The organism is Candidatus Phytoplasma palmae (genome assembly GCF_046896035.1).
GTDB lineage: Bacteria > Bacillota_I > Bacilli_A > Acholeplasmatales > Acholeplasmataceae > Phytoplasma > Phytoplasma palmae.
The window spans coordinates 1-15261 of record NZ_JBIPDD010000004.1; the positions used below are offsets into that span (position 1 = coordinate 1).

The 15261-nt window shown below is 22.5% G+C and carries 14 protein-coding genes and 1 other RNA gene; 5 read left to right on the top strand and 10 right to left on the bottom strand.

Translation table 11 applies throughout. The annotated features are described in order from the left end of the window. Positions 1-63 precede the first annotated feature (63 nt). Entirely contained in the window at positions 64-1344 is a 1281-nt protein-coding gene (locus ACHMP6_RS00905; RefSeq protein ID WP_412097685.1) for a 2-hydroxycarboxylate transporter family protein, read from the top strand. 129 nt (positions 1345-1473) lie between these two features. Continuing rightward, positions 1474-2835 (top strand): pyruvate kinase, encoded by a 1362-nt coding sequence (gene pyk, locus ACHMP6_RS00910; RefSeq protein ID WP_412097655.1) that lies wholly within the window; start codon positions 1474-1476, stop codon positions 2833-2835. A gap of 41 nt (positions 2836-2876) precedes the next feature. Here the strand turns inward: pyk and rsmG are convergent, their stop codons facing one another. The 10 genes from rsmG to ACHMP6_RS00960 all read right to left on the bottom strand — a co-directional run bounded on the left by rsmG (position 2877) and on the right by ACHMP6_RS00960 (position 10628). Then, positions 2877-3500 (bottom strand): 16S rRNA (guanine(527)-N(7))-methyltransferase RsmG, encoded by a 624-nt coding sequence (rsmG, locus tag ACHMP6_RS00915; RefSeq protein WP_412097656.1) that lies wholly within the window; start codon positions 3498-3500, stop codon positions 2877-2879. Beyond that, a complete protein-coding gene (gene mnmG / locus ACHMP6_RS00920) occupies positions 3493-5349 on the bottom strand; it encodes a tRNA uridine-5-carboxymethylaminomethyl(34) synthesis enzyme MnmG (RefSeq protein WP_412097657.1) in 1857 nt (618 codons plus the stop codon). The genes rsmG and mnmG overlap by 8 nt, the downstream gene beginning before the upstream one ends. Before the next feature lie 103 nt (positions 5350-5452). After that, complete coding sequence (locus ACHMP6_RS00925; protein ID WP_412097658.1) at positions 5453-6109, bottom strand: hypothetical protein; 657 nt, start codon at positions 6107-6109, stop codon at positions 5453-5455. 65 nt (positions 6110-6174) lie between these two features. After that, positions 6175-6269: signal recognition particle sRNA small type (ffs, locus tag ACHMP6_RS00930), an RNA gene on the bottom strand. Between the two features lie 37 nt (positions 6270-6306). Beyond that, a complete protein-coding gene (locus ACHMP6_RS00935; RefSeq protein WP_412097659.1) occupies positions 6307-6789 on the bottom strand; it encodes a nucleoside deaminase in 483 nt (160 codons plus the stop codon). A gap of 75 nt (positions 6790-6864) precedes the next feature. Continuing rightward, on the bottom strand, positions 6865-7446 hold the full coding sequence (locus ACHMP6_RS00940; protein ID WP_412097660.1) for a thymidine kinase: 582 nt from the start codon (positions 7444-7446) through the stop codon (positions 6865-6867). Between the two features lie 42 nt (positions 7447-7488). Next, the gene (rpmE, locus tag ACHMP6_RS00945; RefSeq protein WP_412097661.1) at positions 7489-7725 is read right to left on the bottom strand and encodes a 50S ribosomal protein L31; all 237 of its coding nucleotides are present in this window, start codon (positions 7723-7725) and stop codon (positions 7489-7491) included. A 104-nt stretch (positions 7726-7829) separates the two neighbouring features. Further along, positions 7830-9068: a serine hydroxymethyltransferase gene (glyA, locus tag ACHMP6_RS00950; protein WP_412097662.1), complete on the bottom strand. Its 1239-nt coding sequence runs from the start codon at positions 9066-9068 to the stop codon at positions 7830-7832. 428 nt (positions 9069-9496) lie between these two features. Continuing rightward, positions 9497-10081 (bottom strand): hypothetical protein, encoded by a 585-nt coding sequence (locus ACHMP6_RS00955; protein WP_412097663.1) that lies wholly within the window; start codon positions 10079-10081, stop codon positions 9497-9499. Positions 10082-10214: 133 nt separating this feature from the next. Beyond that, a complete protein-coding gene (locus tag ACHMP6_RS00960) occupies positions 10215-10628 on the bottom strand; it encodes a hypothetical protein (RefSeq protein ID WP_412097664.1) in 414 nt (137 codons plus the stop codon). Positions 10629-12608: 1980 nt separating this feature from the next. Between ACHMP6_RS00960 and ACHMP6_RS00965 the strand changes: the two genes are divergently transcribed. The 3 genes from ACHMP6_RS00965 to ACHMP6_RS00975 all read left to right on the top strand — a co-directional run bounded on the left by ACHMP6_RS00965 (position 12609) and on the right by ACHMP6_RS00975 (position 14538). Beyond that, entirely contained in the window at positions 12609-12920 is a 312-nt protein-coding gene (locus ACHMP6_RS00965; protein WP_412097665.1) for a hypothetical protein, read from the top strand. 26 nt (positions 12921-12946) lie between these two features. Further along, entirely contained in the window at positions 12947-13321 is a 375-nt protein-coding gene (locus ACHMP6_RS00970; protein ID WP_412097666.1) for an SVM family protein, read from the top strand. A gap of 830 nt (positions 13322-14151) precedes the next feature. Further along, complete coding sequence (locus ACHMP6_RS00975) at positions 14152-14538, top strand: SVM family protein (protein WP_412097667.1); 387 nt, start codon at positions 14152-14154, stop codon at positions 14536-14538. Positions 14539-15261 lie beyond the last annotated feature (723 nt).

Consider the following 15261-nt stretch of genomic DNA (forward strand, 5'->3'; position numbering starts at 1 on the left):
AGGGGCTTAGATTAATATCTAGTAATAGAAAAACGGTCTAATTCTATCTCGATTGCATACAGAATACAAAATTTATGGCATCCATTATTAACTCCTTTTCTTATAATGATGACTTTAGGGATTGCTTTAAATTTTATAGGCCAAAAAATACCATTTTTGAATAAATTGGGTTTAGGGTTTATTTTATGTATAATAGTACCTTCTTATTTAGTTAGAGAAGGATATATACATTATTGGATTGCCGAATATTTTGATAAAATGTTTTTTAATAAACCAGCTTTACGTGATCAAGGAATTGGTATAAATTTCTCTCAATTTTTTATAACTATAGTTATTGCTGGTAGTATTTGTAGCGTAGAAGGTTCATTATTAAAACGATCTATAAAAAAATTTATTCCTTTAACTTTAATAGCTATAGGTAGTTCTATTTTAATCACAGGTTGTTTAGGTTATCTTTTAAATTACAGATGCCCAAGCATTTTCTCTCATAAATCTAGAGGATCTTTTTTTGATTCTATATTTTTTGTAGCTGTGCCTTTAACTAATGGAGGGACTAATTTAGGAATAAATGGTTTTGCTAATTCACTTTACTATGATTACTTTCGAAGAGATGCTTCGCTAATAAGAACTGCTATTATAGCGCCTTTAATTCTAGCAAGAGTTTTAAGTATCTTTTTTGCAGGTTTACTGACTGTTTCTTTAGATAAAACTGAATTTAGTGGTAGAGGAAATTTAGAAAAAAATAGTTATGGTTCAAGAAGATCAGGTTCAGATGATAAAATGGCAAATATACAAAGTATAGGATCCGGCATGTTAATTGTTTTCGCTTTTTATTCTATAGGAAATATGTTGAATACATATATTGTTGAAAATGCAGGCGTAAAATTTAAATTAGATGCTATGGTTTATGTAATAGCTATTTTATTAATTATAAAAATATTTAATATTTTACCAGAAGAAGAACAAATACACGTAGGTAAAGCTGGTAACTTTATGACTAAAATATTTACTGCTCCTGTTTTGGCGGGATTAGGTTTAACTACAAATTTCAATGAACTTATGAATTGTATTATAGATAAAAACATTTTATTAATGGTTATTATGTCGTTTTCTACAGTAATATTAATAACATTCTGTTTGTCTAAAATTTTTAATTTCTATCCATTAGAAGCTGCTTTAACAGCTGGAATTTGTTCTCATAGTATTGGTGGAACTGGAAATATTGGTGTAATGTCAATCAGCAATAGAATAAATTTATTACCATTTGCTATGATAGCTACAAGAATAGTTGGTCCTATTATTTTTGCATTAGCAACTTTTTCTTTTGGTTTAATTTATAAATAAAATAATTTTTAAAATTTTAATATTCTTTTTTTATTTATTAAATTTAGTTTGGTTTTAATATAAAATAAAATATATTTTTATTTTTTATTAAAATAATCAAATGTAAAAAGGAGAATTTATATTTTTCTTATGAATAAAACTAAAATTATTTGTACTTTAGGTCCTGCATCTTATGAAAAAAAAATTTTAAAAAAATTAATACTTTCAGGAATGAATATAGCTAGATTTAATTTCTCACATGCAAATTATGATCAAAGTAGACTTTTAATACAAAACATTAAAGAATTAAACAAAGAATTGAAAACTCATGTTGCTATATTATTAGATACAAAAGGACCAGAAATAAGAACTCATGAATTTGAAAAATTAACTAAAATAAAAAAAAATTCAATTGTTAGAATTACTTCTAAAGAAATTATCGGAAATGATAAAATTTTTTCAGTAAACTATAAAAATTTTTTTGAAGAACTGAAAATAGGGGACTCAGTTTTTGTAGACGATGGATATCTTTCATTAAAAGTAATTGATAAAGATGAAGAAAAAAAAGAACTAATAACTAAAGCCGAAAACACTCATTCAATTAAATCACGTAGGGGAATAAATGTTCCTAATGTAGATTTAAAATTGGATTTTTTATCTAAAAAAGATATTGAAGATATTAAATTTGCTATAAAAGAAAATTATGATTTTATCGCTGCTTCTTTTGTAAGAACATCAAATGATATTCAAGAAATAAAAAATATTTTAAAAGAAAACAAAAACCAAATAAAAATTATTGCAAAAATAGAAAATCAATTAGGGTTTGACAATTTAGATGAAATTTTAGAAGTAGCAGATTCTATTATGGTAGCAAGAGGAGATTTAGGAATAGAAGTAGATGGAGAATTAGTACCTTCATATCAAAGCACTATGATTGAAAAATGCCTAAAAAAAGGTAAACCAGTTATAGTAGCAACACAAATGTTAGAATCAATGCAAAAAAATCCTAGACCTACTAAAGCTGAAATATCAGATGTTTTTAATGCTGTTCGAGAAGGAACTACAGCAACAATGCTTTCAGGTGAATCTGCTTCAGGAAAATATCCTGTTGAATCTGTTCAATATATGAGCAAAATAAATAATCAATCTGAAAAAAAATTAAATTATAAATATTTTGCATCTCTATATAAAGCCCAAACAATTAAAGAACAATTATTATTAAACGCTGTTATTCTTGCTTTTAACATTCCAGCAAAAGCTATTATAGTTGATAATTTTGAAAATGCTTTAAATATTTCTAAATTTCATCCATCAATTTGTGTTTTTGCAATTGTAACCAACATTAAAGAAGCAAATCTTTTAAGTTTAAATTTTGGAATAATAGCAGTTTTAAATAGAAAAGAATTAATAAATAAAATAAATTTTTCAAACATAAAAGAAAAAGAATTATTAATTTTTATAAACAATAATAAAATTGAAATTAAAAATTTTAATAAAAATGATTTTATATAAAAAAAAATGAATTTTTTCATTTTTTTTTTATATAAATTTTTTTATTTTATCTTTCGAAACAATAAATTAACTCTTTTACCTAAATAAAAAGGTAATTCAAAAGGAAAAATTTTTTCAAGTTTAAAATGAAAAAAATTTTTAGTTTTTTCTAAATCTTTTTCATAAAAAGGACCTTTCATAGCTATAAAATAACCTTTTTTTTTAGTTACTTTAGAAGCTAAATTAAAAATTAATTCAAAATTTCCTAAAGCTCTAGCAACAACGAAATTATATTTTTTATTATGTTTTTCAATTCTTTCATTAAAAATAAAAACATCACTAAGATTTAAAATCTTAACAATAAATTTCAAAAAAACTATTTTTTTTAAACAAGATTCAATTAAAAAAATTTTCATTTTAGGATAAAAAATTTTCAAAGGAATACTAGGAAAACCTGCTCCTGTTCCTAAATCACATAAACTTCTCTTTTTAAAACAATCACAACCAATAATTTTAGTTAATAATAAAGAATCATAAAAATGTTTAATATATACATCCTTTGTTGAAACTAAAGAAGTTAAATTTATTTTTTCATTAAATTTATTTAAATGTAAAAAATATAATCTAAATTTTTCTAATTGTTCATGTTTTAAATTAAATTGTTCTTTTAAATTTTGCTCAAACATTTTTATACCTTTGCAAATAAACATGAAGAATAGAAATATCAGAAGGATTAACACCTAAAATTCTTGATGCTTGACCTAAATTATTAGGTTTAACTATTGTTAATTTTTCTTTCGCTTCCATAGATAAATTGTTAATTTTAAAATAATCAACTTCTAAAGGAATTTTTTTCTTTTCCAAAGAAGAAATTTTTTCTACTTCTTTGTAAGACTTTAAAATATAATCCTCATATTTAATTTGAATTTCTACTTGCTCTAAAACTTCTAAAGAATATTTCTTATTTAAAAAAAAATCTATAATTTGATGATTTATTTCTGTTCGTTTTAATAATTTATAAAGATTAGTATTTTCTTTAATTTCAGAAGAATTATGTCTTCTTAAATATTCATTATTTTTTTCATTATTTTTAACAATAATTGTTTTTAATTCTTTTTTTAGTAAATTTATTTGATAATTTTTTTCTTCTAATTGACGATAAAGAATTTCATCTATTAAACCCATTTGATAAGAATATTTATATAAACGTAAATGAGAATTATCATGCCTCAATAATAAACGAAATTCTGCTCTAGAAGTTAACAAACGATAAGGTTCTTTTGCTCCTTTATTAATTAAATCATCAATTAAAACTCCTATATAAGCTTCATTTCTCTTTAAAAGAAAAATATCTTTATTTTGCATTTTTAAACTAGCATTTATACCAGCCATTAAACCTTGACAAGCAGCTTCTTCATAACCACTAGTACCATTAATCTGACCAGCAAAAAATAAATTTTCAATTTTTTTAGTTTCTAAACTATATTTTAATTGATTAGGATTGAAGGCATCATATTCAATAGCATAAGCATATTTAGTAATTTCCGCTCTCTCTAAAGCGGGAATTGTTTTTAAAATTTGTTCTTGAACTTCTTCAGGCATACTTGTAGATAAACCTTGCAAATACATTTCATCCGATTCTAAACTTTCCGGTTCTATAAAAAGTTGATGTTTTTCTTTATCGCAAAAACGAACTATTTTATCCTCAATTGAAGGACAATAACGAGGTCCTGTACCTTGAGAATAACCACCATACATAGAAGATTTATCTAAATTTTTTTTAATTAATCGATGAGTATCTTTATTAGTATGTAACAAAAAACAAGGTTTTTGAATTCCTAAACTTTTTATAACAGAAGGATAACTGAAAGTTTGAAACACAGGATCTCCAAATTGTATTGTTGTTTTTTCATAATCAATAGTATCTTTTTTAATTCTTGGAGGAGTACCTGTTTTTAAACGAATAATTTCAAATCCATAATCTTTTTTTAATTGATCACTAATATTATGAGTAGTAGGAGCATTATTAGGGCCTGAAATTATTCTTTTTTCTCCTATTAAAATGTTACTAGATAAATAAGTTCCAGTAGTTAAAATAACAGTTTTACTATAAATAATATTTCCATTATCTAATAAAACTCCTTCAACTTTATTATTTTTTATAATAAAATTATAAACTAATCCTTCTAATAAAGTTAAATTTGAAACTTTTTTTAACATTTTTAAAACAACTTTTGGATATTTAATTTTATCTATTTGAGCTCTTAAACTTCTAACAGCTGGACCTTTAGAAGTATTCAACATTTTCATTTGAATTTGAGAAAAATCTGCAGCTTTACCCATTAAACCTCCTAAAGCATCTATTTCTCTAACAACAACTCCTTTAGCTGGACCGCCAATAGAAGGATTACAAGGCATAAAGGCAATTTTATTTAATTTACCCGTAATTAATAAAGTTTTGTGTTTTTTAGATAAAGCCCAAGCTGCTTCTACTCCTGCATGACCCCCTCCAATAACAATACTTTCATAAAACATTTTTCTTTTCCTCTTACAACGCTACATTTTATATTTTTATCAATAAATAGATAAAAAAAATAAATAAAAAAATAATAAATAATTTATTTAATTACTTATTATTTTAGTTAATTACTTTTTTTTCTTTAATGTCTTCTTCTACTAAAGGTTCATATTCATTTTGTCTTTTAACAATATCTTCAAAAACATTTGGTCCTAAAATTTTTTTAACTTTAAAAATTAATTCATCCCATAATTTTTTTTTATAATTTAAAAAAACTTTATTTCCCTTAATTATAATATAAAAACAACAAAAAATGAAAAATAAAAATAAAAAAATAGAAAATATTAAAGAGTTATATTTATCATCAATAATGATATAACTAAAAACAAAAAAAACAACAGATAACAAAAAAAACAAAAAAATAAAAACAAAATTTTTTAAAATAATTTCCAAACGTTTTTTCAATATTTCATATAAAAATTTCATATATAAAATATTAATTTCTTTACAATATAATTTTATAAATTCGCAATAATAATTTTTCTCTACAAAAACTCTATATATATTACCTTTAATACTCCAAACAGTATATTGTTTCATTCCAATAAAATGAGAATAATATTTACTTTTTTCTAAAGAAAAAAATTCAATTTTTTTTTTTTTATTTTTTATTAAATAATTTTCTTCGCGAAAAGATTTTCCCTTAACGGAATCAAAAATAAAAGGAAAAAGTTCAATTTTATTTTTTTTTTTAAAAAATTTTAACAAAAAATTCATAATTTTTACAACTTTACTTTTTTTATTTTATTTTACAAAATATATTTTTTAATTTTTTTAAAACCTTTTATCAACCATTATCCACATAAAAATAAAACTTATGGCTGCTTCAATAAAGCCCTGACCAGATTCATTTTTTTTTATTGAATAATGGTTGACAAAAGGTTTTAAATTATCAGTTAAAAAATATTTAAAAATTACCTTTTTTTTCTAACAAAAGAAAAAAATTTCTTTAAAATTAATTCACTTTTTTCAGATAACAAACCTGTTTTTACAGATATATTTCTTAAATAAGGAACATTAGCAAAAGAAAAATAAACATTAGTTAAAAAACCCAATTTAAAATTAGAAGTACCAAAATATAATTTTCTAATACGAGTTTGTATTAAAGCACCTAAACACATAACACAAGGCTCTAAAGTAGTATAAATTGTAATATCTTCAAACCTATAATTTTTAGATTTATAATTTATTTTTTGCAAAACTAAAAATTCAGCATGAGCAAAAAATAATTTACTTTTTTTTGTACTATTGTGAGCCTTGGCGATTATTCTATCATTCAAAACAGCAATAGAACCAACAGGAACTTCACCTTTGAAAAAAGCTTTTTTAGCTTCTTTCAAAGCTTCTTCCATGAAAAAAAAATGTTTTTTATCCATAATACAAATTATACAATACATTATTTTATTTTTTATTTTAATAATTAAATTTTTTCATTGATTTTTATAAAATATAAAATTTAAAAAAATATTTTTTTAAATTTTAATAAATTTATGACACTTTTTGCAACGTGGTTCATGGTAATTTTTACCTCCAATTAAAACAATAGGATCATCACTTTTAGGAATTTTACCATCAACAATTCTCTGCGTTCTAGAAGCTTCTTTACCACAAACAACACAAAAAGACTTCAATTTAGTAACTTTATCAGATATAGATAATAAGTATTGCATAGAACCAAAAGGCCTTCCACAAAAATCTAAATCTAAACCACCAACAATAATATTAATTCCTTTATAGGATAAATCATTCAAAATTTTTTCAATTTGATTATCAAAAAACTGAACTTCATCTAATATTAAATATTCTGTTTTTTCATTAACAAAATTTAAAATTTCTAAACTTTTTTCAATAGTTAAAGAACGAAAAGTTTTTAAATCATGAGTTATCAATTCATCTTCAAAAGAATAACGATTATCTATCTTAGGTTTGAAAACTAAAAAACTAAAACAAGACAATTCTAAAAATTTAATTCTTTTAATTAATTCTGTTGTTTTTCCTGAAAACATAGGACCACATATTACTTCAACAAAACCTCTTTTTACTGACGAAAACATTTTATTTTTTTTAATTAAAAACCTTCCTAATTTAAATTATATTTATATTTTTTTATTTTTTTCTTGTTTTTTGTCACCAGAATTATAACGTTTATAAAATTTATCTATTTGTCCAGCTACAGTTACAAAATCTTGAGATCCTGTATAAAAAGAATGACAGTTAGAACAAGTTTCTATTTTCATTTTTTTGACAGTGGTACCAATTTGATATTTTTTATTACAAGTAACACAAGTAACTTCTATATCAAAAAAATCTGGTTGTTTTTTATTTTTTTTCATAAAATAATTCCTTTTTTTATATTTTTTTTTTAAAACACTAAGATAATTTTATCATTTAAAGTTGAAAATAAAAAATGAAAATTGAAAAATTATATTTTTTTTTCTTAAGAAAATTTTTTAGTTAAAAAAATAACTTTTTTACCAATTTCTTCTAAAATTTTTTCATTTTTATAATTGTTTAAAGCTTCATCTATTAAGTGAGCAACTTGAATAAATTCTTGTTCTTGAAATCCTCTTTGAGTCATAGCAGGAGTTCCTACCCTAATTCCGCTAGTTAAAGACATTTTTTCTTTATCAAAAGGAATAGCATTCATATTAACAGTAATATTAACTTTATACAAAATTTCAGCAGCTTTCTTACCGTTAAGGTAAGGAAATTTGTGCTTAATATCTATCAATAACAAATGATTTTCACTTGTACCACTAATTATACGATATCCTAATTTTTTAAGAGTGTATGATAAAATTTTGGAATTTTTAATTACATTTTGTTGATAAATTTTAAATTTTGGACTTAAAGCTTCCTCAAAAGCAATAGCTTTAGCAGCTATAACTTGCATTAAAGGTCCTCCTTGAATTCCTGGAAAAACACTTTTATTTATTTTATTCATAATTTCTTCATTATTGGATAAAATAATTCCTCCTCTAGGTCCTTTCAGAGTCTTATGAGTAGTAGAAGTAACTACATCTGCATTAGCTAAAAAAGGAGAAGGATGCAATCCACAAGCAACTAATCCAGAAATATGAGCCATATCTACCATAAAATATGCACCAACTTCATCAGCTATTTTTCTAAAAATATTAAAATCAATAATTCGAGAATAAGAAGAAGCACCAGCAATAATCAATTTAGGTTTCACTTCTTTCGCTATTTTTCTAACTTCTTCATAATCAATAACTTCTGTTTTAGGAGAAACATTATAACTATAAGATTTAAAAAAAATACCTGAAAAACTAATCTTAGTTCCATGAGTTAAATGACCACCAGATCTTAAAGACATTCCTAAAATAACATCATTTGGTTTCAATAATGCTTGAAAAACTGCCATATTAGCTTGTGAACCTGAATGAGGCTGAACATTAGCATATTTAACATTAAATAAAATTTTAGCTTTTTCAATCGCTATTTTTTCTATTTCATCTATATATTCGCATCCTTGATAATATCTATCATTAGGATAACCTTCAGCATACTTATTAGTTAATTCACTTCCTTGAGCTTCTAAAATAGAAGATGAAACAAAATTTTCAGAAGCAATTAAATTTAAATATTTTTTTTGCCTTTCTTTTTCTGATTCGATCAAACGATATATTTCATAATGATTATTTTTAATATTTTTCATATTTTACCTTTTTTTAAAAACACTCTTTTGCGTATTTATTTTATATTAAATTATTAAAAAAATTATTTTATTTTAATTGAATATTTAACTTGTTAATAAATCTTAATTTTTTATATAAAAAATTACATAAATTAAATCTATTTTTCTTGGAAAAATAAGTTCAATTTTAAAAAATCAATTTAATATAATTATAAATTAAAAACAAAATATTATTTAACAATAATTTTAACAAAATTTTTTTTAAACAAGTAAATAAAATAAATATTAAAAATTACTAAATCCAATTCTAAAAGAAAAAAATAAAGTACTTTAATACTAGTAAATTTTCATTTTTAAAAAACTTTTAAAAGATATTAAATTATTAAAATATTATAGATGAAAGATCATCTTAATATTATTCTTTCTTCTATCTTTTTTATAAAAATTCATCATTTTGATGAATTTTGACGAATATTTTCCGTTAAAATAGTAATTACTTCTTCTACATTTTTACCTTGAATATTCTCTCCTTTTAACTCAGGAATATTAACTTTTTTACTTAACTCTTGAAGAGTAATCTGACCAGAACGAAGACGCAGAGCAAATAAATCAATTAACATTTCTACCTTATAATTTTCATATTGAGAAGTATTTTCTACAGTCTCAAAAGTGTTTTCAACAGTCTTATGAAAATAATCATCCTTTTTAACTTCTTGATCTTGTGATTTAACTTCTTGATCTTGTGATTTAACTTCTTCAGAAGATGACAAATCAAATAATCTCATTATATCTCTATTATTTTTAATATCTTTTTTATTTAAGGAATTTTGATTTATAATATCAAAAGAAGTTTCTTTTTGCGTAGAATCGACTTCATGCAACTTGTCTTGAAAAGACGCAGAAACTTCCTCGTTATTGTCCGCAAATTCATTCACATTTTGCGAAGAATTAAAGAATAAAAAGGTTATAAAGGTTATAATTAAAATAATTAAAAATAAAAAAATAAATAATTGCGAAATTTTTTTATTTAGCATTTTGATACATGCTCCTTTCTGTTTCTTATAATTTCTCTTATTCCAGAAATACCAAAGCCAATATACACAAAAAGCTGACTTTCAGGTTTCAGGATAAGAAGAAGAATTATATTTATTATATTTATTATAAGAATTATTTCACGAAATAACTTCTTTTAAAAAAAAGAAGGTCAAAAATAATTATTATAATTTTTATAATAACTTTATTTACTAGTTTTAAAATTTCTTTTCTTTCTTTTCTCAATAATTGTGTGATACAATAAAAAGGAAAAGATATTATTTTGAAAACCTTTTGTATGATATAAAAAACATAATACAAAGAGTTAAAAACAATTCTCAAAATATCTTTGATAAAGTAAATTACAATAATGAAAAAGATTATTTTCACTAAAGCAAATACACAAATACTAAGGCTTCCTAAACTAGGAAGAAAGTTTGTCGTATTGGAAAAATCAATATTTTTAAATTGTAAAATATTTTGATATTGTTCTTTAACAAAATCAAAAATAAAATGAAAAAGTTTAGAAAAAAATTCAATTATAACCATTGAATAAAACCTGCTTTCTTAATTAATATTTTCTATATAACTTCTCCAAAAGTTATATAGATTTTTTTTTTATTCACTTATTTTTTGATAAACAAAAAACAAAAAGTCATAGATACACTCCATCACAAGTGACATCTACGACTTTTTATATTATATGTGATGGAATATAATTTTCAAATACTTTTCCAATTCTTTTTAAGAGAATGTAAAAAGTTATTTTTGTTTAATTTTTTAATATAAAAAATTTTTTTAAAAAGTAAATAAAAAAATAGATAAAAAAAAAGTAAATAAAATAAATAAATAAAAAATAAAATTCAGGATTACTAAATCCACTTCTAAATAAAGAAAATAAAGTATTTTAATACTGGTAAAGTTTTAGTTTGAGGTTTTATAAGGTTACTGAAAAAAAACGTTATTTTACTTTTGAATTTTAGTCTTTGTCAAAAAGGAAAAATATTTTTTGGATGCATAACCAAAAAGTGGAATAAGTTATGATTTTAAAAAGTTATTCCACAAAAAATAAAAAAGTGGAATAACTTTAAAAAAAGTGGAATAACTTTTGAACAAAGTTTATAAATGAAGTTTTTTGGATTGTTTTTAAAGAATTTTTTTTTTAAAAAAAGTGGAATAACTTGTGGAATAACTTCCATTTTTAAGAAGTTGTTCCACTTTTTTTCTATAAAAAAAAAATTTTTTCTTCATTTTTTAAAAAAACAGTAAAAAAAAAGAAAATTTTTCTCTTTTTTTAACAAATCAGAAAAAATATGGATTTCAAAAAGTGGAATAACTTTAAAAAAAGTGGAATAACTTAGTCAAAAAGTGGAATAACTTAGTCAAAAAGTGGAATAACTTGGCAAAAAAGTGGAATAACTTGGCAAAAAAGTGGAATAACTTTTTGCATAATGATGAAAAAAGCGTTAAAAATAAAAAAAAATGCCGTTTTTGATTTGGTTTACCAATAACAATAACAATATAACTATATAACTAATATATAAAAGAGAAAATAATTTTGAAAAATTTTTTTAAAAAGTAAATAAAAAAATAGATAAAAAAAAAGTAAATAAAATAAATAAATAAAAAATAAAATTCAGGATTACTAAATCCACTTCTAAATAAAGAAAATAAAGTATTTTAATACTGGTAAAGTTTTAGTTTGAGGTTTTATAAGGTTACTGAAAAAAAACGTTATTTTACTTTTGAATTTTAGTCTTTGTCAAAAAGGAAAAATATTTTTTGGATGCATAACCAAAAAGTGGAATTAACAAATAAAATAAAATAGAAAATCTCCCAACATTAATCATACAAATCCCTTCTTTTCAACAATCATTCCATCCAACTAATATCGAAAATGAAGAATCAACTTTAACTAATAATAATGAAGATAAAACATAAACAAAAAACAGAAGAGAGAGGAACTGGTAACCTTGACAAACCCTGATTATGTTTCAGTTTAATCAACAACTGAATCTACCTATCTTCAACAAGAACAACTCCAAAAAAAACATCACAACTTAGTGAGAAATTAAAAGAAACTAACAAAACAACTGAAACACAACAACTAACTTCTGAAGAAATCATTAAAGCGAAAAAATTATTAGAAATCCAACTCTTCGATAATAAAAAATCAATAGTTTAGCTTTAGAAACGCAAAAAGCTAATTTAGATCATGTTTTAACTCAAAAACAAGAAGAACTAGAAACCAATCAAGATCTATCCGCACAACAACAAACCCTTAAATTAAATTAAAGAAATCATAGAAAACCAAACAACCTGGAAATAGCTAATCATCAATCAAAATACAAAATAAGCAATGACATAGATGATAAAGTTAAATCTGTTAATAATTCGGAACCGTAAATGTTTTAAGTTTGATTAAAAAGTTAGATATGTTAAAATATATGTATGTATATCATCAAAAATTCTTACAAAGGAATTAATAACCATGATCAAAATTAAAAAAAAAAATTAAATGTTTTTTTATTGGTTGGATTTTTCTTTTTAACGGCAATGAAAATTATTAAATTACCAAAAGAGGAAATCCCTATTTTAAAAGAAACTAAATTTGAAACAATTGATCGATGGTATGATGATAATAAAAAATGTACAATGATTAAAACCAAACAAACCTTTGATGCTCTTAACAAGGTTGGTTATTATCAACAACAAAAACTAAACATCTTTCATCTCCACTTCAACCCTGTCCGTAAAACTTTGTCCTTCTTCAAAGATAAACGTAACTATGACAAAATCCAAGAAGCCGAAAATAAAAAACACCAATCTAATGATTGGTAATAAAAAAATTAAAGGAGAATTTATTAATGTTTAAAATAAAAAAGCAATTTAGTAACATAATTTATATTTGTTTAATAAGTTTTATAGTATTATTTTTTATAATTAGTAATGATAAAGTTATGGCAATGGATAAAAATAACTCTGAAATAAGAAAAAATAAAGGGAAAGAAATTTGCACTACTACTAATGAACCTAGTGATGAAGAAGTTGATGAATTTTTTCGAAAATTAAAAAGAGCAAAACAAAGTATTCAACAAATAAGAGAAAACAATCCTCATTTAAAAAAATCTTCTGTCGGAGAAATAGAAGCATATATTTTATCAAGTATTAAAAGAGAATCTGAAAAAAGTAACAAAAAAAGACAAAAAATAGATTTAAACGTTATTCCAGAAGAAAAATAACTATAAATAAACCCTAATCAACCAAATAACCTCCTAAATAGAAAAAAAACTCCAAGAAACTAAAAATAAAATTAAATACACTTATAAACTTATAAATTAGAAGACCCCCTACAAGGGTCTTTTTTTTATTTTAAAACGAAAGGAAATCGAATCAATTTTTCTAAAAACACTTTAGGAACACGTAATAATGAATTAACCAATAAAAACAAACCTTTAACTTAATTAAATTAAAGAAATCATAGAAAACCAAACAACCTGGAAATGGCTCTTGCCGACCAATCATCTAATAAAATAATTAATGACACAGATGATAAAGTTAAATCTGTAATAATTTAGATCTGTAAATGGTTTTTAAGTTTAATTAAAAAGTTAGATATGTTAAAATATTTGTGTCATTGAAAATTCTTCTAAAAGAATTAATAACCATGATCAAAATTAAAAAAATAATTAAATGTTTTTTTATTATTTTAGGATTATTAGTTTTTTATTGGTTGGATTTTTCGTTTTAACAGTAATGAAAATTATTAAAATTACCAAAAGAGGAAATCCTTATTTTAAAAGAAACTAAATTTGAAACAATTGATCAATGGTATGATGATAATAAAAAATGTACAATGATTAAAGCCAAACAAACCTTTGATGGTTTTTTTTAACAAGGTTAGTTATTATCAACAACAAAAACTAAACATCTTCCATCTCCGCTTCAACCCTGTCCGTAAAACTTTGTCCTTCTTCAAAGATAAACGTAACTATGACAAAATCCAAGAAGCCGAAAATAAAAAACACCAATCTAATGATTGGTAATAAAAAAATTAAAGGAGAATTTATTAATGTTTAAAATAAAAAAGCAATTTAGTAACATAATTTATATTTGTTTAATAAGTTTTATAGTATTATTTTTTATAATTAGTAATGATAAAGTTATGGCAATGGATAAAAATAACTCTGAAATAAGAAAAAATAAAGGGAAAGAAATTTGCACTAATGAATCATCTGATGATGAAGAAGTTGATGATTTTATGGAATTATTTCAAATATTAAAAAGCGCAAAACAAAAAATTCAACAAATAAGAGAAAAACATCCTCATTTAAAAAGATCTTTTCCCAAAGAAGATTCTTTCAAAGAATTAGAAGCAGCAAAAATTTTATTAGATCTTCGAAAAGGATCTAAAAAAAGACAAAAAATAGATTTAAACACTATTCCAGAAGAAAAATAACTATAAATAAACCCTAATCAACCAAATAACCCCCTAAATTAAGAAAACACCAAGAAGCAAATAAAATTAAATATACTCATAATTAGACCCTCTACAAGGGTCTTTTTTTTATTATTACATCTATATTATTAATCTCTTTAATTTTTATTAATTATTTAATCAAATTCTATTTTTTGACTTATCGATTGAGTATCAAAAGAATAAAATAACGAATAGTGGTTCAATTTTGCCATTATTTAAAGACTACTAAAAACCATCATCATATGGAATCTCATTAATGCTTGGTTAACGAAGTTAAATAATAGATTCGCTGCTATCAGTAATTGTTTTTTTAATCATAAAAAAAGTGGAATAACTTTTTGCATAATGATGAAAAAAGCGTTAAAAATAAAAAAAAATGCCGTTTTTGATTTGGTTTACCAATAACAATAACAATATAACTATATAACTAATATATAAAAGAGAAAATAATTTTGAAAAATTTTTTTAAAAAGTAAATAAAAAAATAGATAAAAAAAAAGTAAATAAAATAAATAAATAAAAAATAAAATTCAGGATTACTAAATCCACTTCTAAATAAAGAAAATAAAGTATTTTAATACTGGTAAAGTTTTAGTTTGAGGTTTTATAAGGTTACTGAAAAAAAACGTTATTTTACTTTTGAATTTTAGTCTTTGTCAAAAAGGAAAAATATTTTTTGGATGCATAACCAAAAAGTGGAAT